The sequence below is a fragment of the Nevskia sp. genome (assembly GCF_021732705.1).
In the GTDB taxonomy this organism is placed as follows: Bacteria; Pseudomonadota; Gammaproteobacteria; order Nevskiales; family Nevskiaceae; genus Nevskia.
Genome location: NZ_JAKFUM010000002.1, coordinates 370,403 through 396,328 on the forward strand (window position 1 = coordinate 370,403; position 25,926 = coordinate 396,328).

The window sequence follows — 25,926 nt, forward strand, 5'->3', positions numbered from 1 at the left end:
CGCATCACCGCAACAGGTACAGCAGCGGGAACAGCATGATCCACAGCAGGTCGACCATGTGCCAGTACGTGGCGCCGCATTCCAGCGTCACACAGTTGTCCTGCGTGAAGGCGCCGTTGCGCGCCTTGACCCACAGCACGACCAGCACGACGTTGCCGGCGGTCACATGAAACAGGTGGATGCCGGTCAGCGTGAAATAGAACATGTAGAAATCATTGGTCAGCATCGTGATGCCGGCCGCAAGCTTGCCGCCGTACTCGATCGCTTTCGACACCATGAAGGCGAGGCCACAGGCGAGCGCTGCGGCAAGCAGCGCCGGCAGACGCTCCGCCCGTCCCTGCCGCACCGCGACCACGCCGAGCGCCACGAGCCACGAACTGGTCAGCAGGATCAGGGTATTGATGCCGCCGAAGTTGACATCCAGCGTCTGGCGCGAAGCCTCGAACAGCGCCGGCTCGGCGAGCCGGCCCTGCATGAACGACACGAACAGGATCGCGAACATCGCCATGTCCGCGGCCACGAACACCCAGATCCCTTCGACACCGGGCAGGCGCCGCAGCGGCGCCGCCTGAGGCTTGGTGACGACCGTCACGACCTGCTCAGCGTGCGGCCGCCATCGGCGCATGGCCGTGGACCGCGGAATCGGCATGCTGGGCTGCGCCGTCCTCGATCTCGATCCGGCGCACGGCCTTGATGATGAAGAACGACATCGACACGATCCAGACATACCAGGTCGGGAATGCCACCCAGAAGTTGAACAGGCCGTTGAATGCGAACGGGCCGGTCTTGAAGAACGGAATCAAGCTGACCGGGAAGAACGAGGCGACCGTGACGAAGCCCCACCAGCTGACCCAGCTCGGCACCAGCTTCTTCTCGCGCTTGTCGCGCAGGAACACGACCGCCGCAGCGATGATCTGCCAGCTCGTGACCATGTAGGCGAGGTCGATGATCATCCATGCAACGTAGTACGCGGTCTGCACCATGTCCGGGCTCAGCACGTCGATCTGCATGGCGGTCACCAGCCAGATGCCGCAGGCCACGACGATGGGGCAGTATGTAATCGTCGCGCCCATCATTTCCAGATTCGACAGCATGCCTTCCGGGCCTTCGATGCGGCGCATGACACGCGACACCGCTGCCCCGAACGCCATGTAGCAGGACCCGAGCACCATGCAAACCGACATGCCGACCATGATCGGAATCCGCAAATCCTTGTAGTGCTGCCACATGTCCTGCGGGCTGGTATTCGCCGCCATCGGCGGAAAGTTGTCGGCCAGCAGGCCCCACATGCAGAAGAAGCCGATGAAGAAGACCGGGCCAGTCCAGGCCAGCAGCTTCCACATGCTGTAATCGACGGCGACGGGTTCCACTCTCATCTGCGTTCTCCTCCAGTGCCGATGGCGCCGATGGCCATCGAGGGTCAGGCGCGAGCGTGTTGGAAGCTTCTCGCCCGATCTACCAGATTCGGACCCGAGTCATGTCAGAATCGGCGCGTTGGCTATCGGAAGGGTCGGGCATGGGCAATGTCTACGGTCTGCAGTCGGCGGCGGCATTCTCCGAAGCGTTCCGGGTGCCGCCGGAAATGGCCGAGGAAAGCATCGTCGGCGGTGATGGCGAGCCGTCGCGCGCCGCCGGGCTCGGCATCTATCGCTGGAAAACGCCGTCGATGGAAAGCTTCCAGCTGCCGGAGACTGACGAGCTGATCGTCGCGCTGCATCTCGGTGGCTCGCGGCGCGTGCGCGCGATCACCGAACGCGGCCTCAGTCGCAGTTGTTCGGCCCCGGGCCTGTTGACCGTACTGCCGCCGAATCGCAGTGCCGCGTTCCGCACCGATGGCAGCATCAGTCTCGTGTCGCTGCACATCTCGCGCGCGACGGTCGACACCTTGCGCTCCGAGTCGCTGCGCCGGCTCGCCGATTCCAGCGTTCCGCGCTTCGCGTTTCGCGACCCATTCGTCAGCGCTGCACTGGAATCGCTGTTGCGCGCGGCGCGTTCTCGCCAGCATCTGCATGCCGAGTATCTGGGAGCGATGACCCATGCGCTGCTCAGCCACCTTGCGCAATGGCATCTGGGCAGTCCCGCCGACGGCGCGCTGTCGATGTCGCCGATCGTCAAGCTCGGCCGCAGCAGTGTCGGCGATCTGCTGACGCACATCGATCGCACGCTGTCGTCGCGGCTGACGCTGGACGATCTCGCCCGCCGTGTCGGTCTATCGCGCAGCAACTTCACGCGCGAGTTCCGCGCCGCGCTTGGCATCTCTCCGCATCAGTACATCGAGTCGCGTCGCATCGAGACCGCCAAGCGCATGCTCGGCGATACCGACCTGGATCTGTCGTTCATCGCGCAGGAAACCGGCTACTCCAGCCAGTCGCATTTCAGTGCCAATTTCCGGCGGCAAGTGGGTGTCACGCCAACTGGTTTCCGGGCGCAACGTTAGCGCGTGTACCCTTATTCGCGGCGCGGCGAATCAGGCATGATTCGGTGCTGCCCGAGGTCTCCAGTCGCATCTGCCCGGCACTGGATTCGACGTGGCGTTCCCCGCTCCAATGGATGTCGATCGTCATGCTCCGCGCTGCCTTGAAGCCGCCCGCACACCGCCTTGCCCTCTGCCTTGCGCTCACCGCTGCCGCGAGCGGATGCGCCGGTCAGCGCCAGATGATCGGCCAGGATCTGATCAGCAGCCTGGGTCGCAACAGCACGTACAGCGATGTCTTTCAGGTGCTGGGGAGACCGACGCACATCGACCGCGAGCGCGATGGCAGCCGAACCATGCTGTACCTGCGCAAATGTCCAGAAGGCAGTACCGCGACTGAACCCTGCGCCAGCGCGCCGCAGGGCGCACCATGGCAGCGTTGCGAGTTCCGCTTCGATCCGCAGGACCTGTGGAACGGCACCGCATGCTCGTGGACCGGCCGGCCGTGACTCACGCCGTTCCTGCCGCACGCGTCTGACGAAGATCGTTGCGCCCCGCCGCTGGCCGGGGCCCCAGCCTCAGGGCTGTCTCGCAATCCGGATCGGTTCGCTCGTGGTCTGGATCATCAGCGGGTCAACCTGCTTGCCGTTGACCATGACCTCGTAGTGCAGGTTGGGCCCGGTGGCATACCCGGACTTGCCGACACGGCCGACGATGTCGCCCGTTCGCACGACACTGCCCTCTTTCAGGCCCGGCGTGACCTTCGAAAGATGAAAGTAGCCAGTCGACACGCCATCGCCGTGATTGATGCGAACGATCAGTCCGGCGCCGCGCTCGCGGCCGATTGCCGCAATCACGCCGCCATGCGCGGCAGGCACCGGCGTTCCGATCGGTACGCCGAAATCGACACCGCGATGGATGCGCAGCGCCTTCAGGACCGGGTTCAGGCGGATGCCGTAGTGCGAGGTCAGCGTGCTTCGCGGGAACGGCGCAATCAGGCGCGCGAGACGCTCATGCGCCTTGGCCTCGCGCCGGCTCTGCGCGAGTCTGGCCTTCGGCGAGGCAAGGCGCGCGGAAGTCGATGCGATCGTCGATGGCGGCTTGACCGGCCGACTGACACCGGCGAGCGGCTTGATCATCCGATGCGTCGGCGCCACCGTTTGCGACGCGAGCGGCTTTCCGGCACCAGCCAGTGGTCGAGCAGGTGCGGCTTCGCTGGCCGGCGTGACACCTGCCAGCCCCCAGACGACGCAACCTGCCAGCAACCAGCAAGACCTCGACATGTCGTCTCTCCCCGTGCCGCGTCGTTGGCGTCTTCGCGCCTGATGCCGCTTGATCCGCCGGTGAACCGGTGGTGGCCGGATCAGCGCCCGGATCAGCGGCGATTATTCTGCCCGCTGCGCATCTAGCGTGCGCTGAGGGCCTGGTTACGTTCGATTTCCGAGTTGATGAATTTGATCCAGTTGCCGGCGGAGTCGGCGAGATTCGGGGACTCGGCGGCGGCCTGGAAGGCGACTTTGGCTTCTCCGAGCTTCTTGCCGTTGTACAGCGCCGTGCCGAGCTGCATGTTGATGTTCGGCGGGTTGGTGATGTTCTTGCCCTTGAGCGAGTTGCGGAAGGCTTCGGAGGCCTTCACCCAGTCACCCTTCTCGACATAGGCCTGCCCCAGATACAGGTAGTGCTTGGACTCGCCGGTGAGTCCTGCGAGTCGCTGCAGCACCGGGATCGACTGATCGGTTTCCTTGGCCAGACTCAGGCACTGCGCGAGCAGCTGCAGGTTGTCCGGATTCAGCTCGATGGCGCCGCTGCGCAGCTTGGCCTTCATCAGGTCGGCCGCGCGCTGCGGCGCGCCCTGCGCCAGATACAGGCGCGCCAGATTGACCAGATCGCCGGACTTGGTGACATAGCCGCCGAGGTAGGCCGCATGCATCACGCTGGCCTGCCGGCCCTGATCGCCGGACAGGCCATAAAGGCCCGACAGCTGCAGGAAGTACGAGTCCTTCGGATACTGCGTGGCCAGCACTTCCATCACCTGCGTGGCCTTCGGATACTCCTGCAGCTCGTAGTAGACCGCTCGCAGCAGGCCGAGCCAGTTTTCCTTCGGCGGCAGGTTGCGCTGCTTGGCGATCTGCAGCGCCTTGATGATCGGCTCCTTCGCGCCCTTGTAATCCTGCAGCTGGTAGTAGGCCTGTCCGAGCAGGATGTAGGCGTCCGGCTGCACGTCGCTGACGACGGACAGCCACTTGTTCATCACGCGGATCGCGTTCTTGTAATCGTCGATGATGAAATAGGTCTGCGCCATCGAAAACAGCGCGCCGTCCCGCAGGCCTTCCGGCAGGTTCGGCGTCTTCAGCACGTTCAGGTAGGCATTGATCGCCGGCTGGTTCTTGTCCTGGATGCGGTAGACCGCGGCATACAGGTTCCAGAGCGTGGCCTTCTCGTAATCGTTGAGCTTGTCGTAGCCGGCCTTGATGCCATCCAGCGCCACTTCCGCCGCCTTGTAGTCCTTGGCTTCGAAGGCTTTCTGGGCGACCTCCATCTGCTTGTAGGTCTTCTGGCTCAGTGTCTGGGTGACGGTGGTCTTCGGCTTGACCGGCTTGCCGTTGGCGTCCTTCTCCGCCGCCATGGCCGCCGGCGGCAGCAGCAGCGCCGGCAGGCCGACGGCGAGCGTCGCGGCGGTGCCGATGACCACGACTGCGGCGGAGCGCCGCAGCGCGCGTCCGGTATTGCGCATCGAGTTCAAGGCTGCGCTCATCTTTTCTTTTCCAGCTTGAAGGTGATGACGTGCGTCACGCCGGCGACACTGACCGGGCGGCCGTTCTCGACACGCGGCTTGTACTTGAATTTCAGCACCGCACGCGTCGCGGCCGTGTCGAAGACGCCCGGCGGCTGCGATTCGATCACCACCGGATCGGCGGTCGCGCCGGTCTCGGTGACGGTGAACGACAGCAGCACGTAGCCTTCGATGCCGCGCGACGCGGCACTCTCCGGATACAGCGGGGCCACCTTGACGATCGGCAGGTATTCGCCGTCCGACGCTGCCAGCGCGAAGCCGGTGTTCTTGGCCACGTCCTTGTCGACCTTGATCACGCCGATGTTGACGCCGCCGGTCACCGGCGCATCGACCGTGGTGCGGGTCGTGATGATTTCCGGCGCCTGCTCCTTCGCCGGCAGCTGCGGCGGCGGCTTGCGTTCGCGCGTCTCCACTTCGAAGCTCTTCTTCAGGCGGACGAAGTCCACCGTCGGCAGCACTTCGAGTTCGCCCGAGGCGACGGAGCTGTGCGTGATCAGCGTGTGCAGCAGCCAGAACATGCCGGCAATCAAACTGACGCCGACAAACAGCGCCGGGATGAAGCGCAACGGCGACGAGGTCACCGTGATCGACTGGCTGCTCATCCGCCGACTCCCTTGGTCGCGACCGATACCGTGGCGATGCCGCCGGCACGGACCTGATCCATGACCTGGGTCATGATGCCGGCTTCGGATTTCTCGTCGGCCGTGATCACGACCGTGTCTTCCGGGCGTTCCGAGTGCATGCGCTCGATCACCGAGCGCACCTGGTTGATCGGCACCTTGCGCCGATCCATCCAGACGTCGCCGTTCGGGCGGATCGCGATCAGGATGTTGCCGGTGGCGACGTTGACGCCGGTCTTGCCGTCCGGGCGCACGACCTGGGTGCCGGACTGCTTGACGAACGACGTGATGATGATGAAAAAGATCAGCAGGTTCAGCACGAAATCGAGCATCGGCGCGAGGTCGATGCCGTGATGGTCTGCGTCTGCATCGTGGCGGCGGGCTTGCATGGGATTCTGGCCTCTAGCGGGTCTTGGACGGCGTGACCGAGACGTTGGTGACGCCTCCCTGGCGCACGGCATCCATCACGCCGACGACGACACCGGTCGGGGCCCGGACATTGGCCACGACAATCACCGACGCCTCCGGCTTCTCGCCCTTGAAACGCTCGACGTTGGCGCGCACCGAGCCCTTGTCGACCACGCGCTGGTCGATGACGATGTCGCCGGTCTGCTGCACGGCGATGTACATCGTGCTGCTTTCCTCGTCGTTCTTCTTCGACTGGTTCGACGGTGGCGGACGGCTCAGGGTCAGGCCGACTTCCTTCACGAATACGGCCGTGATGATGAAGAAGATCAGCAGGTTCAGAACGAAGTCCAGCATCGGCGCCAGATCGATGGCTTCGCCGTCCTCGTCATGGTCGTCATCGGAGTGTCGTGCGAGACGCATGGAGTGGATTCCTAGAACTTGAACTGGTCAGCCAGCAATTCCGTCTGGTAACGGATCGACGCCTGAAAGTGAAACAGCGGATACATGCCGGACACGCTGACGGCCAGGCCGGTCATCGTGCAGTTCATGGCTTTGGACACACCGGTGGCCATCGTGCGGGCGTCGGCGGAGCCGAGAATCGCCATCGAATCGAAGACTTCCAGCATGCCGATGACGGTGCCGACGAGGCCCAGCAGCGGGCACATCGGCACCAGCACCTTCATCATCGGCAGGTTGGCGCTCATCTCGCCGTTGAGTCGCGAGATGAAGGCTTTCCGGACCTGGTGCGCGGACCACGAGTGGCGCTCCGGGCGCGCATTCCATTCCTTCAAGGCCGCCGCGGTGAGCTGCGGCAGCTTCGCGCGGAAGAACCAGATCCGCTCGAAGATCAGTGTCCACATCACCACGCCGGAAATGAAGATCCACGCCACCAGCTGACCGCCGGCCTTCATCAAGGCCGCAACGGCATCGACGGGGCCGAGCAGGAGCTCAAGCATGGGACGCACCGTTGCGCGCTTCCAGCGTCTCGGCGAGCAGGCCGGTGCTCTGCTGGTCGAGCACCTGCACCAGCCGCTTGGAGCGCGAGGCCAGCGCTGCATTCAGGAACAGGATCGGGATCGCGACACCGAGGCCAAGCACCGTCGCGATCATGGCCTTGCCGATGCCGGCCGCCATCAGCTTCGGATCGCCCGAGCCGGATTCGGTGATGGTCTGGAAGGTCTCGATCATGCCGATGACGGTGCCGACGAGGCCGAGCAGCGGACCGGCCGCCACCACCAGCTTCAGGAACGGCTGGATGCGCTGGATCGGCGGCAGCTCCTTCAGCACCGCTTCGGAGATGCGCAGCTCCACCACTTCGGTCTCTTCATCCTTCGGCACGTTCTGGCCCTTGAATGCCAGCAGCACGCGACCCAGCGGGTTGTTCGGGGCCAGCTGGTTCAGGTTCTTGAGCTGGGCATTGACCTTCGCCGAGGTCAAGGTCAGGTAGAAGAACTGGTACAGGCCCAGCGCCGCACCGATGGCGCCGACGACGAGGATCACGTACGCCACCCAGCCGCCGAGCTCGACGCGCTCGCCCACGGTCGGACGCTGCGCGTACAGGCTGACGATGACGCCGCGGGTCGGGTCGACCACCATCTGGTGGTAACCCTCGGTCTGGTTCTCGAAGGCCTTGGCGATGTCGTTGAAGTGGCCGCCCGGCTGTGTCGGCGGTGCCGACAGGCTGTCCGAGCCGGTTTCATACGCGAGGAACTTGCCGTCCGAGATCGCGACGAACGGGCCGATGCGCAGCACCGGCTTCTTCTCGCGCGTGCCGTCCGGGGCGACGACGGTCGCTTCGAAGCGCTGCACCTTGCCGCCTTCGGTCATCTCGCGCTGCATCTCGTACCAGAAGCGCTGCAGGTCCGGGATCGGCGGCATGGTCTTGGTCTGGGCCAGACGGTCGAGCTGCTCGATGCGGTCGGTGAACTGGGTCGACAGCAGCGAGTTGCGGGCAGCCGAGGCGAAGTCACCGGCGGTCTGGCGCATCACGCCGAACAGTTCGCCGAGGTTGCCGGCCGCGGCATCGCGCTGCTGCGTCAGCTCGGTGATCCGCCGATCGTTCTCCTCGAACTGGCGCTGCAGCGCCGCCGATTCGGCATCGAGTGCCGCCTTCTCGCGCTTGGCTTCGGCCAGCAGCGCCGCCTGCTGGTCGCGGGCTGCGGCGAAGCGCGCCTCGCGCTCGGCATTGGCGGCCGCGTCGCGCTTGTCGGCCTGCTGCACCTGCTGAAGCAGTTCATCCAGGCTCTTCGCGGTGCCCTGCGCCGAAACCTGCGGCGCCACCGATGCGAAGAAGAGGGTCGCAGCCGTGGCTGCGACAAGGGGGAGGGAGAAACCGCGTGTCAGATTCATTTTCGACATGATCAGGCGCCTTACTTGCCAACCGCTTTGACGGGAACGATCAACAGATCGGGGGACGATTGCTTGCGCGCGACCTTGATGCCTTCGGTGACGCCGTCGACATAGCGGTTGTCGACCACCCACGCCTTGCCGTCGACGTCCCAGTACCCGGTCTCCTTCTTGTCCGGCGTCTGGTACATCAGACCGACGCGCCCGACTCGCAGGAAGTCCACTTCCTTGCCTTCGAGCTGGCCGCGGTAGCTTTCGATCGTGCGGCCGTAGTCCACTTCGATCTGGTAGGCCTCGACGATGCGGCGGAATTTCTCGGATACCGTCACGTCCGCGCGCGGCATCATCTCTTCCAGCGTCTTCGACCGTTCCTTGCGCTCTTCCTTCAGGAACGGCACATCGAGTTCGACGAACTGCGTCAGCGTCGACAGCATGTCCTGCATCAGCGGCAGAATCTCGACATTGGTCCGCTCGATCTCGCGCGATTCGCCGCGGATCACGTCCATCTCGTTCTGCTGCGAGCGCAGCTGCGCCCGCAGCTGCTCCAGATACAGCTTCAGGCTGTCCGACTCGCGCAGCGTGTTGCGGTAGTCATCGGCCAGGCTGGTCTTGTCTTCCGCCAGCTTGTCGACCCGCTTCTGCGAATCGGCCTGCGCCACCATCCACGCGTTGGCGCCGCTCACGACATCGCCAAGCTTGGCGGCCGTCGCCGTCGTCGAAGACAGACACACCAGCGAAACCGCCAGACCCAGCCCCAAGCGAAAGCGTGTGCCGCCGAATTTGTACATGCTGTCCATCTCCGAATGAGTTGAAACATCCCGCTTGAATGAGGCCCGCTGCGGCCCCGGTCGACTTCGATGCGAACCGGAGCCGCGGTCCGGATCCCCCGGACCGCACCACCGGATCACGGTGCTGCCGGTGCCCCTGCCGCTGCCGCGTCATCGATCCCCTTGGTGATCTTCAGCTCGACACGACGGTTGAGTTCCTTGCCTTCCGCCGTGGCGTTGTCGGCCACCGGCGAGCCTTCGCCGAAGCCGGCGCTGACCATGCGGTTGGCCGCAATGCCCTGTGACACCAGATACGCCATCACCGATGCCGCACGACGCTCCGACAGCTTCTGATTGCTCGCATCCGATCCATCGCTGTCGGTGTGGCCGTTGATCGCGATCTCCACTTCCGGATGCGCCTTCAGCTCCGCCACCACGTCATCGAGAATCGTCTTGGCGTTGACCGTCAGCACCGCCTTGTTGGTCGCGAAGTTGACGCCGCGCAGCACGATGCTGTCGCCCGCGCCGCAACCCGCCAGCGACACCTTCTCGCCAGGGCCCGGCTGCTTGCAGGTCGGCGCCGGCGGCGGTGGTGGTGGCGGCGGGCAGCCCGTGGCATCCACCACGCTGCCGGCCGGCGAATCCGGGCACTGGTCAACGTCGTCCGGCACGCCGTCGCCGTCGGTGTCGACCGGGGCGACCGGCGCCACGACTTCGACCGGTGCGACCGGCTCCGCGGCAGGCGGCTTCGGCTTGCCGAAGATGAAGTACTGCACCGAGAACAGCACCGACTGCGCGTTGTAATGCGAGCGGAAGAAGGTCTGCGGCTGCTCCTCGTACGGGAACAGCTTGGTGTTGAACGTCTTGACCCAGCGATAGTCCAGACCGATGGAGAAGTGGCTGGTCAGGTCGAAGCGCACGCCACCGCCAAACTGGTAGGCCAGCGAGGCGTCATCGGCCTTGCGCGGCGGAGCCGTTTCGACGTTGGTCTGGAAGTTGTTCAGGATCTGGCGTGCCACACCGAAGCCGCCGCCCACATAGGGATGCAAGCGCCACTGCGGGAACAGGTCGTACCAGAGATTGCCGAAGCCGGTGGTCGTCGACAGCTGCACGCCCGCGTTGCTGCCGACCGTCTGATCCGGGAACGTGATCGTCTGCGTGCGCTCGCGGCGCAGGCTCAGTTCGAACTCCGGACGAAGACCATTCGCGAACTGCGTGCCGATCACCAGCTGACCCAACGGGCTGCGCTTGAACGTGTAGTCGCCGGCGGGACCATCGTTGTCGAACAGCGGGCGCTCGACCACCAGCGGTGGCTGCGGTCCGCGGGTGCTTTGTCCGCGATAGTCGAAATGCTGGCCGCGCGCGAGGTTGAGACCGCCGGCAACGCCGACATAAGGGCCGACATTCGCCATCAACGGACCCGACAAGGTCCCGAGGACGAGACCGACGGCAATCACGCTGCTGCGATTGTTTGGACGCTTCATTGTTCTCCCCACGGTCTGTTTCGGTGTTGGATGCACGGCTTTCTGATCGAGATCGAGCATCGGACTCACTTCCCGTAAGACCAGTTGACGATGAAGCCAAACGTGCGAGCGGCACCCCAGATCGCCGTGTTGCCGAAGTCCTGGCGATAGGCGTTGGTGTAGAACCCGGCGTCATTCAAGTTCTTGCCGAAGGCCGTGATGCGGATGTTGGTCCGCGGATCGAACAGGCCGACGCGAGCGTTGGTGATGAAGTACGAATCCTGTTTGAGCGTGTTCAACGGGTCGTAGAAGAAGCTGGTCGTGTAGTACACGTCCCCAGCAATTTCGCCTTCAAGACCCCAGAACGCCGGGAACGTGTAGCTGGCGGAGCCGGTGCCGGTGAACTTCGGCGTGCGAACCGTGGTGTTGCCGGAGAAATCCAGATTGCGCTGGTACAGGCCCGTCGGATCGGTGTAGCCGTCGCCGATGAAGGCATCGTATTTGCCGCTGAGGTAGACACCGGTGGCGCTGAACACCAGCGCATCGGTCGCGAACCAGTTCACTTCGATTTCACCACCGCGAACGGTGTACGCAGCAGCGTTCTGAAGACTGGTGACACCGCCCGAGGTCAGCGACAGCGTCTGCACCTGAGCATTGGTCACCGTGGTCTGGAAGATCGCGCCGTTGAGCTTCAGGGTACGGTCTTCGAGCAGTTCCGACTTGAAGCCCAGCTCGTTGCCGGACGCAGCTTCCGGTTCGACGCGGACCGGCGGATTGTTGATGTTCAGACCGTTGTAGTTGCCGGACTTGAACGCTTCCGAATACTTGTAATACAGCAGGATCGAGTCGGTCAGCTTGAAGTTCAGGCCGGCATTCGGCGTGAAGCTGTTGAAGGTCTTGGCCTGAGGACGATACGACACCAGCGGAACGCGCGGCGTCGTGGTGCCGGTCTGCGGAATGATCAGCTGGCCGTCCAGTGTCGAGAACTGGAGTTCGGTGCGCTCGGTACCGATACGGGCACCGCCGACGAGCGACAGTTGATCGGTCAGACGTGCCGTCAGCTGGCCATACAGCTGCTTGGCCGTGGTTTCGGTTCCCGAGGCAATGCCGGCACGCAGCAACGGATTCTGGTTGGTGTCGCTGTTGGTCGTGCAGTCACCGCCCAGCTGGGTGAAGATCGTGCACAGCGGCGACAGGCCGTTGAACGGCGGCAGCCCCGCCAGCGGCAGGCCGACCAGCGTAGCCAGCACGTCGACCGTGGCCGGATAGCGGCCGGTCTTCACCGTGTTCTCGAAATACGCGCCGCCCAGCCACTCGAGCCATTCCGGCGTGTTTTCCGGGTTCGAGGTCAGGATCATTTCAACCGAGTTCGAACGCGCCGTGTTCGGCACGGCGCTGATGTCCAGCACCGGCTCCGGTGCGGAGTCGTAGTCGAACAGAATGGTCGACTCGGCTTCGGTGTGACCGTACAGGACCTTCTGGTTGAACCACGGCACATACCGCGATTCCAGCGTGGCGGCGAGAATCTTGGTGCGGGCGAACGCGCCGACGTTGTTTGCGTTGCCACTTTCGTGCGGAACGTTGTGATCCGTCAGCGTGCCCTGGAAGGCCGGCGCGGTCTGCACGAGCACGGTAGCCACCGAGTCGGCATCCTGACTCTTGAGGTTGCTGTACGACGCCTTGAACGTCAGCTTGTCGGTCGGGTCGTACTTCAGCGCACCGCGATAGCCAACATTGCGATACGAGTGATAGCGCTGTTCCGGGTCGATGAAGTTCTGCGTGAACGGATCGCGCTGCTCATAGAGGAACGAGCCGCCGTAGGTCAGCGTCTCACCGGTGAACGGCACGGCGCCGTAAGCCGACAGCTTGGTCTTGATGCCGTTGTAATTGCTGAACTGCTGCAGCACGCTGGCATTGAAGTCCTTGGTCGGCTCCTTCAGCTTGACGGTGATGGCACCGGCAATCGCGTTGCGGCCGTAGAGCGTTCCCTGAGGGCCCTTCAGCACTTCGATCTGCGACACGTCGCCCAACGCCTGCGCGGCGGAGAACGTGAACGGCAGATAGAGACCGTCGACATAGGTGGCGACCGAGGAATCGACCGCGGCCTGGAAGGCGTCGCCACCGATGCCGCGGATGAAGATGATCGAGTAGCTGGCCATCGAGTCGTACTGCAGACCCGGCGTGACCAGCTGCAGATCCTTGACGTCCGAGACACCCTTGGCATCGAGCACGGCGCCCGAGAATGCGACGACACTCGAAGGCACTTCCTGCAGGCTCTGTTCGCGCTTCTGCGAGGTGACGACGATTTCCTCGGTCAGGCGGCTCTTCGAACCCTTTGCAGCCGGCGCGGCGGCCGTCGCGGCAACATCCGCCGTTGCAGCGTCGGCGGGGGCAGCTTCAGAGGCGGCGATCGGTGCCGGAGTCGGCTCCGATGCTGCTGGTGCGGCTTCCGCCGGTGCGGCTGCGGGCGCTTCGGCAGGCGCTGCTGCCGGCGCGGGTGCTGGTGCCGAATCGGTTGCCGGACCCAGAAGCGCATCGAGATCGGATTCCGCCGGAACCTCCTGCGCGCAGATCGGCTGAACGAATGCAGCCTGGATGGCCATCGACCATCCGAACGCCCCAAGCAAACGTTTCTTCATCTACTTCCCCCTGAAAGAACTGAACCTGTTGCCGTTCAAGCGATGCCGCGGCGGCAACACCGCTTCGCATTCGCCTCGATTGACACCTCGCACCGCATGACCGCCGAACTGCCGTTGACCTGCCGTTCATCGTTGAAAAGCGGTCACGCGTTTTTTATTAGTACGGTACGCTACCATCATGAAATTGGACGCGCAAGCAATCGCGTCGAGTTTTTCGCAATCAGACGGGGCACTCCGATATTCACACCGAACTGGCGCGATCCGGACGCTTCAACCCGCTGCAAAGTGATATCCATTGCCATGTAACCCCATGTTTCTGTTTAATCTTATCGGGATGATCCGACAAAGAGCCAAGCTTGGCGACGGCCTTCTTTTTTGCCGCAATGCAGCAAGGATGGTGCTTGTCGCCATCATCGCCTGCGGGCTTTCTAGATTTTGCAGCGCAGCAATTGCGGCCGATGGAACGTGAATTTTCGTAGCGGCGCGTACTATTATGAAGGTGTCAAGCGACTTGACTTGCTTGCGCTGCATTCATCGTGGCGGTCAAGACCGACGGTCATCTCGCACGGCAAATGGCGTGTCCGCATCGGGCGCGCCCGCCATTGCGGCAGTCGTCGTCGACACCTGCCGAGTCGAGGCCGGCAAGCGCCGGCATCACCATCGTCATCATTCAAGGCCCGCTGTGCGCTGACGGCGGACATCAAGAACAGAACGGGCACCGCACCGGGTGCCGGAGGAATCCATCGTGACCGAAGCCATCCCATCTGCCGCTGAACCGTCCGCCATGGCATCGCCGTGGCTGCCTGGCCACGGGGCCGGCAGCGGTCGACTCGCCCGAGCGCACCTGCGCTCGCAAGCCGATGTGCAGTGGGTCGAACAGGTGTCGCCCGATGCCGTGCTGCCGGGCAACACGATTCACGCCTGCATTCAGGCATCGGCCCGGCAGACACCCGACAAGGCCGCGATCCTGCACATGGTGTCGGCCAATGTCGCCGACGCGCCGCGGACGATCAGTTACGCGGAACTGATCGCGCAGATCGAGCAGGCCGCCAACCTGTTCCGCGGCATCGCAGGCGAACAGCGGTCGGCCGTGTCGATCATCCTGCCGATGCTGCCGGAAGCATTGATCGCGGCCTGGGCGGGGGCCACCGCCGGCATCGCCAATCCGATCAATCCCTATCTGGAAGTGAAGCAGGTGGCGGCGATCATGAACGCGGCGAAGTCGACCGTGCTGGTCACCACCACGCGCAAGTTCGGACCCGGCGTGTGGGACAAGCTCGATGAGTTGACGGCACTGGTGCCGAGCCTGAAGCGGGTGCTGATCGTGGCAGCGGACGATGCCGCGAACGACTTCACGACACAGGTCGCCACCGAATCGGCAGGTCTGCGCTTCACGCCGACCGATGACCCTCAGGCCGAAGCGGTCTATCTGCCGACGGGGGGCACCACCGCTGCGCCGAAGCTGGTTCGGATGACGCATCGCGGCCAGCTGCTCGCAGCATGGATCATGGGTGCCCTTGCCGATCCGAGCCCGGATGGTGTCGTCGGTCATGCCATGCCGAACTTCCATGTCGGTGGCGGCGTGATCCTGTCGCTGCGCGCGATCCTGTACGGCCAGACGATCCTGACCCTGACCACGGACGGCTTCCGCAACCCGGGCGTGGTCAGGAACTTCTGGGACATCGCCCGCCATCACCGCATGACCAGCGTCATCGCGACGCCGGCCACGGCGGCCGCGATCCTGGCGTTGCCGGACACCACATCGGCGGGTCACTGCATCAAGAGCTTCAACTGCGGCGGCAGCACCATTCCGGTGGAACTGCTGCGCAGCTTCCACGCGCGCTTCGGCGTGTGGCTGCGCGAGCTGTGGGGCATGTCCGAAATCCATGGCGCGGTCTCCGGCCATATCGACGACGGCAGCGAGCCGGTCGCCGGGTCGGTCGGCCGCCATCTGCCGTGGCATCCGGTGAAGACCATCGAGGTCGACGGCAGCAATCGGTTCGTGCGCGAATGCGCGCCGGGCGAGCGCGGCGTGCTCGCGATCGGCGGCCCGGGCGTGACGCCGGGCTACGTCGAGTCGACGCTCGACGACGAGTTCTTCGTCAAGGGCATGCCCGGCACCCTTCGCTGGGCCAACACCGGCGACCTCGGCACGGTCGACGAGCACGGCTACATCTGGCTGTTCGGACGCTCGAAGGACGTGATCATTCGCGGCGGCCACAACATCGACCCGCGCATGATCGAGGAAGTGCTGGTCTGCCATCCGGCCGTCCAGGTGGCGGCGGCGATCGGTCGTCCCGATGCCTCGAAGGGCGAGATGCCGATCGCGTACGTGCAACTGAAGGAAGGCACGACGACCACGCCGCAGGCGCTGATCGCGCTGTGCAGGGAACGGGTGCAGGAACGCGCGGCGGTGCCGGCTGAAATCCTGATCGTGAGCCAGATCCCGATGACGGCAGTCGGCAAGATCAACAAGCCGGCGCTGAGAATCGACACCCTGCGCCGCGTCGCCCGCGAGCTGGCGGCAGAACTGATTGGCGACGCCGGCCGCTTCGACGTGGTTTGCGATGAAAGCGGCAAGCGGCCGAAGGTCGTGGTCACGGCCGCACTGGCGGCTGCCGATGCCGAGCGCATCGAAAGCGCGATGAAATCGGCCTTCGGCAACTACGAGTTCCAGACCGAGATCCGGGTGACCGTCGACGCTTGAGTCAACTCGGCGAGTCCGGCGCGTGTCGGACTCGCCGCAGACACTTGCAACGCGGCGACCCTGAAAAACCCGCCTGCGCTGGAATGGCGCAGGCGGGCTTTATCGGGCGATCGACTAGCCAGCCGGCAGGTAGATCGACTTCAGCTGCTGATACGCGGCCAGCGATTCCGGACCCATCTCGCGGCCGAGACCCGATGCCTTGATGCCGCCGAACGGCGAGGCCAGATCGATCATGTAGCCGTTGACGCCGATGGTGCCGGTCTGCACTCGGCGAGCGATGCCCTGCGCGCGCTTGCTGTCCGACGACCAGACGGTGCCGCCGAGACCGAATTCGGAGTCGTTGGCGATCTTCACCGCCTCTTCCTCATCCTGATACTTGATGACCGACAGCACCGGCCCGAAGATTTCTTCCTGCGCGATGCGGGCCTTGTTCGAGACATCGGCAAACACGGTCGGCTCGACGAACCAGCCATCGCCCACGCCCTTCGGACGACCACCGCCAGCCACGAGGCGGGCCTCGGTCTTGCCGACGGCAATGTAGTTCTCGACTCGCGTGCGATGCTCTTCCGAAGCCAGCGGGCCGATCTCGGTGGTCTTCTCCATCGAGCTGCCCACCTTCAGGCCCTTCGCCAGACCGGCGATGGCATCGACGATTTCGTCATAGCGGCTGGCCGGCGCCAGGATGCGCGACGACAGCGCGCAGATCTGGCCGTTGTTGCCGAACGATGCGAAATGCAGGCCTGGCAGCAGATGTTCGATGTTGACGTCGTCGAGGATGATCGCCGCCGACTTGCCGCCGAGTTCGAGGCTGACCGGCCGCAGCAGGCGACCGCAGACTTCCGCCACCTTGCGGCCGGCGCCGGTCGAACCGGTGAATGCGACCTTGTCGATGCCCGGATGCGCCACGAGGTAGGCACCGAGTTCACGGCCGCCCGGCACCCAGTTGATGACACCGGCCGGAATGCCGGCTTCCGCTGCGGCCTCGGCGACGATGTAGCAATCCAGCACGGTGCCCGGCGACGGCTTCAGCACGATGGTGCAGCCGGTGGCCAGTGCCGGCGCGATCTTCATGATCGACAGCACCACCGGGAAATTCCACGGCACGATGCCGCCAACGACGCCGACCGGACCCTTGCGGATCAAGGTATCGAAGCCCAGCGGCGAGGCGCGGCGCTCTTCAACCACCATGTTCGAGGTCAGCGCGGCGTAGTAGCGGAGCACTGCGACGACATAGCCGCATTCCAGCTGCTCCGAGAGTGCCAGCGGCATGCCGTTCTGGGCGCTGACGGCGCGGCTCAGGCGATCCGAGCGCTTCTCGATGGCATCGGCAAACTTGTTCAGGTATTCGGCGCGCTGCGCCTGCGTGGTGTCCGACCAGCCGCCATCCAGCGCCTTGCGCGCGGCTGCGACGGCGCGATCGATATCGGCATTGCTGCCGTCCGGCACGCTGCCGATGCTCAGACCGGTGTTGGCACCGATGACGTCGATGCGGGCGTCGGTGGCGGGCTTGACCCAGTCACCGTCGATGTAGAAGGCGTCGTGATCGATATTCTTGTCTAGTGACATGGTGAGGCTCCTCTCCTGGTTACGTCGCTCGATTCTCGGAAACGCTGCTGCCGGGCTGCCCGATCGATAGTTAGGGGTGCGGCCGCGAAATTAGTATGGCACATTACTATTTTGACGCCGCCAGACCGAAGAAGACCGCCAGATGGCTGAAGCATCGAGTGTCGTTGTCCAACCGTATGCCGACAGCGGCGTCCTGATCACCGGCGGCACGTCAGGTGTCGGCCTCGCCAGCGCCGTGCAGTTCGCGCAGGCGGGCGTTCGCCGCATCGCGCTCGTCGGTCGCAATGCCGAACGCGGCGAAGCCGCGCGGCAGGCGGTGCTGGCGGCCTGTCCGGACGCGCAGGTGCACTTCATTCAGGGCGATGCCAACGTGCTCGAACAGGCCCGGAACGTGGTGACCGAAGCGGCAGAGAAGCTCGGCAGCATCGACGTGCTGCTGAATTCGACGATGGACATGAGCCGCTACACGCCGGAGCCGCTGATCAATCTCGACGCTGCCGACATCGGCCCCACGATGATGTCCGTGGTGCTGGCGCCGATGCACATGAGCCGACTGGTGCTGCCCTACATGAAGGCGCAGCGGGGCGGCGCGATTCTTAATGTCGCCTCCGACGCGGCGAAGGTGCCCACCCCGGGCGAAACCATCCTCGGTGCGGCAATGGCCGCGATCTGCGTGTTCTCGCGGACGCTGGCGATGGAGGCGAAGCGCTTCGGCGTGCGCGTGAACTGTCTGACGCCTTCGCTGATCGGCGGCACCGCCACCGCAGCACATGTCCAGAAAGGCGGCTTCAGCGCCAAGCTGTTCGCCCAAGTGGAAAGCATGGCGAGCTTGGGGGTCTGCACGCCGGACGATCTGGCGGCAATGATCGTCTTTCTCGGTGGCCCGCAGGCCGGCAAGCTCACCGGCCAGGTGATCAGCGTCAACGGCGGCATCTCGGCCGGCTGACCCGGCCGCACAGTCGATAGGTCGCACCGGGCGCCCGCCGCCCGGCCGCCAGACGACAGGGAACGAACCGGCCAGCCAGCCGATCAGCCGCCGTCCAGTTTCCGTTCGAGCCGCGCGGCCAGTTCCTCGAGCCGGGCGATCGCCATGCCGATGTCGCTGCGCGTGGCGACCTGCTGCGCGAACATGCCGCGGTAGATGACACGGGCGATGCCGTCCGCGACTTCGTCGATGTCGAAATCACCCTCGCCGCGCAGGAACGCCCAGGTCCGGTGTTCGATGCAGCCATGCAGCATGTCGCGCAGCATGTTCGGCGACACGTCGTTCAGGAACTCGCCGCGTTCGGCCGCGTCCCGGCACAGCGCAAGCACCTCGTGCGTGAAACGGCGGTTCATCTCGAAGAACGCCGTGCTGCGGTAGTTCGGGTCCGGACGCAGTTCCATCAGCATGAAGCGGGCAAGCACCGGTTCGCGGCGGATGATGTCCAGGGTGCGCCAGGCGATGTAGCGAAGCTTGTTCTGGGTGCCGCTGATCGATTCCAGATGCGAGTCGATCGCCAGCTGTTCGCCGAACCAGACCTCGACCACCTTGACCAGCAGGTCGCGCTTGTTCGCGAAGTAGCGGTAGATCGTGCCTTCGACCACGCCGGCCTGCCGTGCGATATCGGACAACAGCGTGTTCTCGTAGCCCTTGGCGCTGATCACCGCACGCGCGGCAGCCATGATGTCTGCCGTGCGGTCGTCGTTCGAAAGTCGCGATACCAGCTTGCGGGTGCTGCGAGTCGCCATGAGGGTCTCCGTTTCGGCTACTAATGAAGCCGATTCATTAGCGAATGATAAACTTAAAAATCATATGCAACAATGGTTTGCAATTGTTATTCGCTCGCACTCAGGCTCATGCATTGACTTGAATGAAAGGTGTTTTTAGTATGGAACCATACCTAGACGGAGGAGCGTGGCGACATGTCGATCGAAACCTTGTTCGCAACGCTCGAACAGGCCGCCGAAAAGCCGCTTGAATCGGCGCGTGCCTGGAAACAAGCGCACGGCACCCGTGTCGTCGGCTCGTTCCCGATGCACTTCCCCGGCGAGCTGGCCCATGCCGCCGGCGCGTTGCCGGTCATCCTTCAGGAAAATCACGATCCGATCACCGTCGGCCACGGGATGATCTATCCGTTCTACTGCGGCTACACCCGCAGCGTGGTCGATCAGGTGTGCAAGGGGGACTACGATTTCCTGGACGCCATCATGTTCGGCGACCACTGCGTGCAGGTGCTCGGCGCAGCCGACGTGGTTCGCGCCAAGCTGCCGGGCACGCGCGTCCATTTCTACCAGCTGATCTCGTCGATGAGCGATCCGTGGAGCCTCGGCCGGGCCCGCGAAACCTTCCTGAACCTCAAGGAAGGCCTCGAGGAGATGATCGGCCACACGATCGACGACGAAGCGATCCGCGCCAGCATCAAGCTGTTCAACCGCAACCGTCAGCTGCTGCGCGAACTCTATGATCTGCGCCGCTCCGGTGCTGCGCACATCAGTGCCAAGCAGATGCAGCTCGCCGTGAAGTCGAGCATGGTGATGGACAAGGCCGCGCACAACGCGCTGCTGGAAACGCTGATCGGCGAGATCGAGGCGCGGGCAGCCACGGCGCCGGCCGGCGTCCGCCTCTACCTGTCGGGCCACTTCTGCCAGGCACCGAAAGTCGGGGTGCTGGACATGATCGAGAGCTGCGGCGCGATCGTCGTCGACGATGACCTCTATCACGGCCAGCGCTTCATCTCGACGGATGTCGAGGAAGCCGGCGACCCGCTCGATGCGCTTGCCGGCTGGTACCTGCAGCGCAATCTGAAGGTGCCGTGCCCGACGCGCGTCGACCAGAACGCGGACTGGGACGGCTACCTGCTCGACGCGATGAAGCGCTCGAATGCGCAGGGCATGGTCGTGCTGATGGCGAAGTTCTGCGAACCGCACATGTACTACTACCCACTGATCAAGAAGGCTTTCGAGCAGCGCAATGTGCCGCACCTGCTGATCGAGACCGAACACGAACTGACGGCACTCGAAGGCCTGCGCACCCGCGTCGAAACCTTTGTCGAAGTCGTCAAGCGCCGCAGCAGCACCCGGAGAGCCGCCGCATGAGCATCATCATCGAACCGTTCGCCGCACCGCAGAAGAAGGCGAACCGGCTGAAGACGTCATCGCTGAACAACAAGCTGGTCAACAGCTACTGGAGCGATGTCTTCGGGGCCCGCGAGCAGGGCCGCAAGGTCTGCTGGTACGAAGGCGTGGCGATCAACCCGCTGATGCAGGCGGCCGACATGGCCTGGGTGCATGGCGAGGCGTGGTCGGCCCTGCTTGCCGCGCGCAATGGCGAGGCCAGCTCGCAGGCGGCCGCCGAGAACGGCGCCTACATGAAGGAACTGTGCTCGTACGCGCGCACGTCGATCGGCTGCAGCCTGGTCGCCAACAACCGCAGCGGCGAAGCGTCCGGCGCAAGCTTTTCGGATGCCCTGAACACCGGCACCCTGGCCGAGAACTGCCCGGCCCCGGACATGCTGATCAGTGCGTACCCGTACTGCAGCACCGGCCAGCAATGGGACGAAGCCCTGTTCCGCCTGTTCGGCAAGAAAGTGCCGATCTTCAACATCTCGGTGCCCTGGGTCTGGGGCAACAAGAAGGACGCCGTCTACCTCGGTGGCTCGGAGTTCAAGGAAGCGACGGCCTACATGGTTCGCCAGCTCAAGGAATGCATCAAGTTCATCGAGGAGCAGACCGGCAAGCCGTACAACTGGGATCGTTTGTACGAGATCATGGCGTACACCAAGAAGGCCGGGCAGCTCCGGATGGAAGCGATGGAACTGTGCCGCGTGAAGCCGGCGCCAGCCAGTTTCTTCGACTGGACCACCAGCCTCGCCCCGGTGAACTTCGTGCCCGGCGGTCCCGAGATCGTCGACTACTTCGAGCAGGTCAAGGCCGAGATCCAGGAGCGCATCGCGCTCGGCGTCGGCGCGGTGCCGAACGAGAAATACCGTCTGTTCTGGGACGGCATCATGAACTGGAACAAGATCGGCTGGCTTGCGAACAAGTTCGCCGGCTGGGACGCCAGCATGGTCGCCGGCCGCTACACCCACATGGGCTTCTGGCACGAGTACGAAAGCATCAATGCCAAGGATCCGCTCGAGGGCATGGCGATCAACTATCTGGTCTGCCCGATCAATCTGTCGGCGCCGCTGATGATCGAGGAGATCATCAAGCTCTGCCGGTACTACGAGATCGATGGCGTGGTGCTGCATGCGGCCCGCACCTGCCGCGCGTTCTCGAATCCGCAGTATCTGATCGCCGAGGCTGTCGGCAAGCGTCTGGGCCTGCCGGTCGCGATGTTCGAAGGCGACATGGTCGACGAGTCTTTCTACAAGGACGAGATCGTCAACAGCCGCGTCGAGGCGATGCTCGAAGCGATCGAAAGCCGCAAGCGCATGCGCGCCGCGTGAGACAGGAAATCCCGGCCATGGCGACAGGCAAGATTCACGTGATGGGCATCGACTTCGGGTCGACCACGGCGAAGACCGTGATCCTCGATGGCAACGGTGTCATCGTCGCGTGGAGCGTGTCGCACAAGGGCTCGGTCAGCGATGAAGGGGCGCAGGCATCGATCGCCGAAGCGCTGGCCCGCGCCGGCCTGAAGCAGTCCGACATCACCCGCACCGTCGCCACCGGCTACGGCCGCCGCATGCTCGACGTGGCCGACAAGTCGTACACCGAGATCACCTGCCATGCCCGCGGCGCCGTCTCGATGGTGCCGCACGCCCGGCTGGTGATCGACATCGGCGGGCAGGACAGCAAGGTGATCGCCGTCGATCCGCAGGGGCTGGTCTCGCAGTTCGCGATGAACGACCGCTGTGCGGCCGGCACCGGCAAGTTCTTCGAAGCGCTGGCCCGAGCCGTTCAGGTACCGCTCGAAGACATGGGCCCGATGGCGCTGGACGCCCGCGAGAACATCGTGATTTCGAGCATGTGCGCGACGTTCGCCGAGACCGAGGTGATCTCGCTGCTGGCCGAGGGCAAGTCGAAGCCGGAAGTGCTCGGTGCCGTGCACGCCGCCGTCGCCAGCCGCACGGTCGGCCTCGTCGCGCGAGTCGGCAAGCGCGACCCGATCGTAATGACCGGCGGCGTGGCCAGGAACATTGCAGCCGTGCATTACATCGAGCAGGCACTCGGGACGACGCTGATCATTCCGCCCACGCCGCAGATCGCCGGCGCGCTGGGGGCAGCGCTGATCGCGCTCGACGAGATCGAGATCACCGTCGGCAATGCCGATGAGGACGATCGGGTCGACGGCGCCGTGGCGGCTGCCAGAGCCTGCGGCACGCCGGCCTGCAAGACGCCGCCGGCCACGTCGGCAGTGCCGGCCGGCACGGTGCCGCTGCACGGTCCGATCCGCGCGGTGCCGCCCGTACCGACGTCGATCTAGTCCGCGCCGCACCCTTCAATCGTTGGCTTCCCGCATCGCGAAGCCGACAACGATCAATAACGCAAACCAGGAGAACGTGTCATGAAGGACTACCTGAAGTACTACTCGGCAACGGTGCTGCTCGCGATCGGGCTGACCGGCTTCATCAAGGGTGGCGACTGGGTATGGCTCGGCTTCGCCACCTTTCCGATCATCACCCTGATCGACTTCGTGTTCCCGCGCGACTACAGCGTGCGCAAGATGAATTCCGCGTTCTGGGCCGCCATTCCGGTCTGGCTCGGCGCGCTGGGCCCGATCGTGCTGTTCCTCGCGTTCGCGTGGCGCATGTCGGTGGAAGAACTGACCACGTCGCAGCTGATCGGCGGCACGCTCAGCGGTGCCTGGCTCGCGCTGATGCCCGGCATCGCCGCCCAGCACGAGATGTTCCATGCGCGCGGCGTGATCACCCGCACCGTCGGCCGCTACGCGCAATTCACGCTGTTCGACGGCATGCGCGACATCGAGCACGTGATCTATCACCACATCGACGTGTCGACGCCGCATGACCTGAGCACCGCACCGCGCGGCACCTCGATCTACAAGTACACGCCGAAGGCGGTCTGGGGCACGATCTCGTACGCCGTGAAGGCCGAGAGCATGGCCTTGCGCAAGCGCGGCCTGTCCGGCTGGAACTGGCGCCATCGGGTCTGGAAGATCCTCGCGATCCAGATCGTGTTTCAGAGCATTGTCTACTCGCTGGCCGGCTGGACCGGCGTGCTGTGCATCCTCTCGGCGATGTTCATTGCCAAGACCTGGACCGAGTCGTTCAGCTACTTCCAGCATTACGGACAGACCCGCGTGCCGGGCACGCCGGTCGGGCGTCGCCATGTCTGGAACCATCTCGGCGTGACGACGCGCGTGCTCGGCTTCGAGCTGACCAACCATGCCGATCACCACATGAATTCATATGCGCCGTACTACAAGCTGATTCCGCACAAGGACGGCATCGAGATGCCGAGCGTGTTCGTCTGCTTCCTCGCGGCGCTGATTCCCCCGGTCTGGGAGAACCTGATCATCAAGCCGGCCCTTAAGCGCTGGGACATGGAATTCGCCACGCCCGCCGAGCGCAAGCTGGCGCGCGAGCAGAACCTCGCCGCGGGCTGGGAAGACTGGTTCTCGAACGAGCAGCAGTGGTCGAACGAACTGAAGACGGTCGGCTGCTGACACGCTGACGATGCTGGCGAAAGCCGCCGGAAACGCGCGTTTCCGGCGGCTTTCTGCTGTCTGCGGGCCGATGCCGGCCATGCGCCGGACACAAGAATGCCGCGGGTGATGACGTCGCCCGCGGCGCTGTCAAGCGTGGCGGTCAGGTGTCCCGACCGCCGCGAAACACCGTCAGAACGTCAGGATCGGCTTGATCACCTGGCCGCTTTCGGCCGCATGCGCCGCCTCGTTGATCTGCTCGAACGGGAACTTGCGGGTCAGTCGGTCGAACGGGAACTTGCCGGCCTTGTACCAGCCGGTCATCCGCGGAATGAATGTCTGCGGATCGGAGTCGCCTTCGATGATGTAGCGGACGGTGATGCCGCGAATCAGCATGCTCATCATGTTGGCGGGCACCGTCGCTTCCGGCGGCGGCACGCCCAGCAGGCCCAGCACGCCCCTCGGCAGCAGGGCCTCGACGGCCGCCGCCATCACCGGCGGAATGCCGGTGGTATCCAGCGCGTAGTTCACGCCGCCGACCAGTTCCTTGATCTTCGCCAGCGTGTCCGGCGTTTCCTTCGGATTGATCCAGTGCGTGGCGCCAAGCTCCAGCGCGAGCTGGCCGCGAGCGACGTTCGGTTCGACCACGATCACCGTGCCGGCCCCGACCGCGCGCGCGCCGAGCAGCGCACTCAAGCCCACAGCGCCGCCGCCGAAGATCGCCAGCGACTCGCCGGCACGAATGCCGAGTGCATTGACGGCGGCACCGGCGCCGGTCTGCACGCCACAGCCGAGCGGCCCGAGGATCTCGAGCGGCAGGTCCTTGTCGACCTTCACCGTGTTCTTGGTCCGGGCCAGCGCATAGGTCGCGAACGAGGACTGGCCGAAGAACGCGCCATTGATCGGCTGCCCGTTCTGGGTCACGGTGTTCGAGCCATCGACCGCGCGCACGCCACCGAGATTGCGCGGATAGAAGGTGAAACAGTACGCAGGCTGATCATCCGCGCAGTTGCGGCATTCGCCGCAGGAATCGAAGCTCAGCACGACATGATCGCCCACCTGCAGATCGGTCACGCCCGGCCCCACCTGCTCGACGACGCCGGAGCCTTCGTGGCCGAGCACGATCGGCATCGGCACCGGAAAACCGGTGCGGCACGCCGTATCGGTATGGCAGATGCCGGCGCCGACAATGCGCACCAGCACTTCGTTCGCCTGCGGTGCAGAGATCTCGACGTTCTCGATGGTCCACGGCTCGCCGACATTGCGGACGATGGCGGCCTTTGCGGCAATGCTGGTACTCACGGTGACTCCTCCTGGGTTCGCGACACGAATGGGCGCTGACGCCCCGTCTGTCGGAGGCGTTCACGCGTGGTTCGACTTTTTTGATTGTACGAGGGCGAAATCACCCGTCGGACAGGCACAAAGTCTGGTTTTCGTCTGGTACCATACCATCATAATCAAGCTCCGATACGTGTCGCGCGCGTCCGCCCAACAGGTCCGCCGGCCGTGAACGGGCACCCGCTTCGTCGTCGCTCCGCAGGTGGTGTGGCTGGAACCGAATGACACGATTGGCGCAAGCGCCGGCCACCCGGACGCGCCAGCCTGATCAGC

General features: G+C 64.5%; 25 protein-coding genes. 10 read left to right on the forward strand and 15 right to left on the reverse strand.

The genetic code is table 11. The features are described 5' to 3' along the window. Nucleotides 1–4 precede the first annotated feature (4 nt). The gene (locus QZ951_RS02135; RefSeq protein ID WP_292998058.1) at nt 5–592 is read right to left on the reverse strand and encodes a cytochrome c oxidase subunit 3; all 588 of its coding nucleotides are present in this window, start codon (nt 590–592) and stop codon (nt 5–7) included. Nucleotides 593–599: 7 nt separating this feature from the next. Beyond that, nucleotides 600–1,376, reverse strand: a complete 777-nt coding sequence (locus tag QZ951_RS02140) for a hypothetical protein (RefSeq protein WP_292998060.1) — start codon at nt 1,374–1,376, stop codon at nt 600–602. Nucleotides 1,377–1,516: 140 nt separating this feature from the next. Here QZ951_RS02140 and QZ951_RS02145 point away from each other — a divergent pair, with 140 nt between their 5' ends. Together QZ951_RS02145 and QZ951_RS02150 are read left to right on the forward strand one after the other, a co-directional pair. After that, nucleotides 1,517–2,437 (forward strand): AraC family transcriptional regulator, encoded by a 921-nt coding sequence (locus tag QZ951_RS02145; protein WP_292998062.1) that lies wholly within the window; start codon nt 1,517–1,519, stop codon nt 2,435–2,437. Between the two features lie 44 nt (nt 2,438–2,481). Continuing rightward, entirely contained in the window at nt 2,482–2,922 is a 441-nt protein-coding gene (locus QZ951_RS02150) for a hypothetical protein (RefSeq protein WP_292998064.1), read from the forward strand. 69 nt (nt 2,923–2,991) lie between these two features. On the opposite strand, the gene QZ951_RS02155 is transcribed toward QZ951_RS02150, so the two are convergent. From QZ951_RS02155 to QZ951_RS02200, 10 genes are all read right to left on the reverse strand, one after another. Then, nucleotides 2,992–3,552 (reverse strand): M23 family metallopeptidase, encoded by a 561-nt coding sequence (locus QZ951_RS02155; RefSeq protein WP_292998066.1) that lies wholly within the window; start codon nt 3,550–3,552, stop codon nt 2,992–2,994. Nucleotides 3,553–3,818: 266 nt separating this feature from the next. Further along, nucleotides 3,819–5,168 carry a hypothetical protein gene (locus QZ951_RS02160; protein ID WP_292998068.1) on the reverse strand — a complete coding sequence of 450 codons (1,350 nt, stop codon included), beginning with the start codon at nt 5,166–5,168 and terminating at the stop codon, nt 3,819–3,821. Then, nucleotides 5,165–5,809, reverse strand: a complete 645-nt coding sequence (locus tag QZ951_RS02165; protein ID WP_292998070.1) for an energy transducer TonB — start codon at nt 5,807–5,809, stop codon at nt 5,165–5,167. The genes QZ951_RS02160 and QZ951_RS02165 overlap by 4 nt, the downstream gene beginning before the upstream one ends. Further along, nucleotides 5,806–6,216, reverse strand: a complete 411-nt coding sequence (locus QZ951_RS02170) for a biopolymer transporter ExbD (protein WP_292998072.1) — start codon at nt 6,214–6,216, stop codon at nt 5,806–5,808. Before QZ951_RS02170 ends, QZ951_RS02165 begins: the two co-directional genes overlap by 4 nt. Before the next feature lie 13 nt (nt 6,217–6,229). Further along, the gene (locus QZ951_RS02175) at nt 6,230–6,655 is read right to left on the reverse strand and encodes a biopolymer transporter ExbD (RefSeq protein ID WP_292998074.1); all 426 of its coding nucleotides are present in this window, start codon (nt 6,653–6,655) and stop codon (nt 6,230–6,232) included. 11 nt (nt 6,656–6,666) lie between these two features. Beyond that, entirely contained in the window at nt 6,667–7,191 is a 525-nt protein-coding gene (locus QZ951_RS02180) for a MotA/TolQ/ExbB proton channel family protein (protein ID WP_292998076.1), read from the reverse strand. Next, on the reverse strand, nt 7,184–8,584 hold the full coding sequence (locus QZ951_RS02185) for a MotA/TolQ/ExbB proton channel family protein (protein ID WP_292998078.1): 1,401 nt from the start codon (nt 8,582–8,584) through the stop codon (nt 7,184–7,186). Before QZ951_RS02185 ends, QZ951_RS02180 begins: the two co-directional genes overlap by 8 nt. 20 nt (nt 8,585–8,604) lie before the next feature. After that, nucleotides 8,605–9,369 (reverse strand): DUF3450 domain-containing protein, encoded by a 765-nt coding sequence (locus tag QZ951_RS02190; RefSeq protein ID WP_292998080.1) that lies wholly within the window; start codon nt 9,367–9,369, stop codon nt 8,605–8,607. Between the two features lie 116 nt (nt 9,370–9,485). After that, the gene (locus tag QZ951_RS02195) at nt 9,486–10,832 is read right to left on the reverse strand and encodes an OmpA family protein (RefSeq protein ID WP_292998082.1); all 1,347 of its coding nucleotides are present in this window, start codon (nt 10,830–10,832) and stop codon (nt 9,486–9,488) included. A gap of 65 nt (nt 10,833–10,897) precedes the next feature. Beyond that, nucleotides 10,898–13,414 (reverse strand): TonB-dependent receptor, encoded by a 2,517-nt coding sequence (locus QZ951_RS02200; RefSeq protein ID WP_292998084.1) that lies wholly within the window; start codon nt 13,412–13,414, stop codon nt 10,898–10,900. Here QZ951_RS02200 and QZ951_RS02205 point away from each other — a divergent pair. The 3 genes from QZ951_RS02205 to QZ951_RS02215 all read left to right on the forward strand — a co-directional run bounded on the left by QZ951_RS02205 (nt 13,407) and on the right by QZ951_RS02215 (nt 16,157). Further along, the gene (locus QZ951_RS02205) at nt 13,407–13,550 is read left to right on the forward strand and encodes a hypothetical protein (protein ID WP_292998086.1); all 144 of its coding nucleotides are present in this window, start codon (nt 13,407–13,409) and stop codon (nt 13,548–13,550) included. The genes QZ951_RS02200 and QZ951_RS02205 overlap by 8 nt on opposite strands. A gap of 210 nt (nt 13,551–13,760) precedes the next feature. Beyond that, nucleotides 13,761–13,919: a hypothetical protein gene (locus QZ951_RS02210; protein WP_292998088.1), complete on the forward strand. Its 159-nt coding sequence runs from the start codon at nt 13,761–13,763 to the stop codon at nt 13,917–13,919. Between the two features lie 276 nt (nt 13,920–14,195). Continuing rightward, nucleotides 14,196–16,157, forward strand: coding sequence for an AMP-binding protein (locus QZ951_RS02215; protein ID WP_292998090.1), 1,962 nt, complete (start codon nt 14,196–14,198; stop codon nt 16,155–16,157). 114 nt (nt 16,158–16,271) lie between these two features. Here the strand turns inward: QZ951_RS02215 and QZ951_RS02220 are convergent, their stop codons facing one another. Next, the gene (locus QZ951_RS02220; protein WP_292998092.1) at nt 16,272–17,723 is read right to left on the reverse strand and encodes an aldehyde dehydrogenase; all 1,452 of its coding nucleotides are present in this window, start codon (nt 17,721–17,723) and stop codon (nt 16,272–16,274) included. 142 nt (nt 17,724–17,865) lie between these two features. Between QZ951_RS02220 and QZ951_RS02225 the strand changes: the two genes are divergently transcribed. Next, a complete protein-coding gene (locus tag QZ951_RS02225; RefSeq protein ID WP_292998094.1) occupies nt 17,866–18,669 on the forward strand; it encodes an SDR family oxidoreductase in 804 nt (267 codons plus the stop codon). An 83-nt stretch (nt 18,670–18,752) separates the two neighbouring features. Here QZ951_RS02225 and QZ951_RS02230 read toward each other — a convergent pair whose 3' ends face one another. Continuing rightward, nucleotides 18,753–19,454: a TetR/AcrR family transcriptional regulator gene (locus QZ951_RS02230; RefSeq protein ID WP_292998096.1), complete on the reverse strand. Its 702-nt coding sequence runs from the start codon at nt 19,452–19,454 to the stop codon at nt 18,753–18,755. 174 nt (nt 19,455–19,628) lie between these two features. Between QZ951_RS02230 and QZ951_RS02235 the strand changes: the two genes are divergently transcribed. The 4 genes from QZ951_RS02235 (at nt 19,629) to QZ951_RS02250 (ending at nt 24,336) form a co-directional block, all read left to right on the forward strand. Beyond that, nucleotides 19,629–20,801 carry a 2-hydroxyacyl-CoA dehydratase subunit D gene (locus tag QZ951_RS02235; RefSeq protein WP_292998098.1) on the forward strand — a complete coding sequence of 391 codons (1,173 nt, stop codon included), beginning with the start codon at nt 19,629–19,631 and terminating at the stop codon, nt 20,799–20,801. Continuing rightward, nucleotides 20,798–22,153 (forward strand): 2-hydroxyacyl-CoA dehydratase subunit D, encoded by a 1,356-nt coding sequence (locus QZ951_RS02240; RefSeq protein WP_292998100.1) that lies wholly within the window; start codon nt 20,798–20,800, stop codon nt 22,151–22,153. Before QZ951_RS02235 ends, QZ951_RS02240 begins: the two co-directional genes overlap by 4 nt. 17 nt (nt 22,154–22,170) lie before the next feature. Continuing rightward, nucleotides 22,171–23,133 carry an acyl-CoA dehydratase activase gene (locus tag QZ951_RS02245; RefSeq protein ID WP_292998102.1) on the forward strand — a complete coding sequence of 321 codons (963 nt, stop codon included), beginning with the start codon at nt 22,171–22,173 and terminating at the stop codon, nt 23,131–23,133. Between the two features lie 81 nt (nt 23,134–23,214). Next, nucleotides 23,215–24,336 carry an alkane 1-monooxygenase gene (locus tag QZ951_RS02250; protein ID WP_292998104.1) on the forward strand — a complete coding sequence of 374 codons (1,122 nt, stop codon included), beginning with the start codon at nt 23,215–23,217 and terminating at the stop codon, nt 24,334–24,336. A 171-nt stretch (nt 24,337–24,507) separates the two neighbouring features. On the opposite strand, the gene QZ951_RS02255 is transcribed toward QZ951_RS02250, so the two are convergent. Then, the gene (locus QZ951_RS02255; protein ID WP_292998106.1) at nt 24,508–25,617 is read right to left on the reverse strand and encodes an NAD(P)-dependent alcohol dehydrogenase; all 1,110 of its coding nucleotides are present in this window, start codon (nt 25,615–25,617) and stop codon (nt 24,508–24,510) included. Nucleotides 25,618–25,926 lie beyond the last annotated feature (309 nt).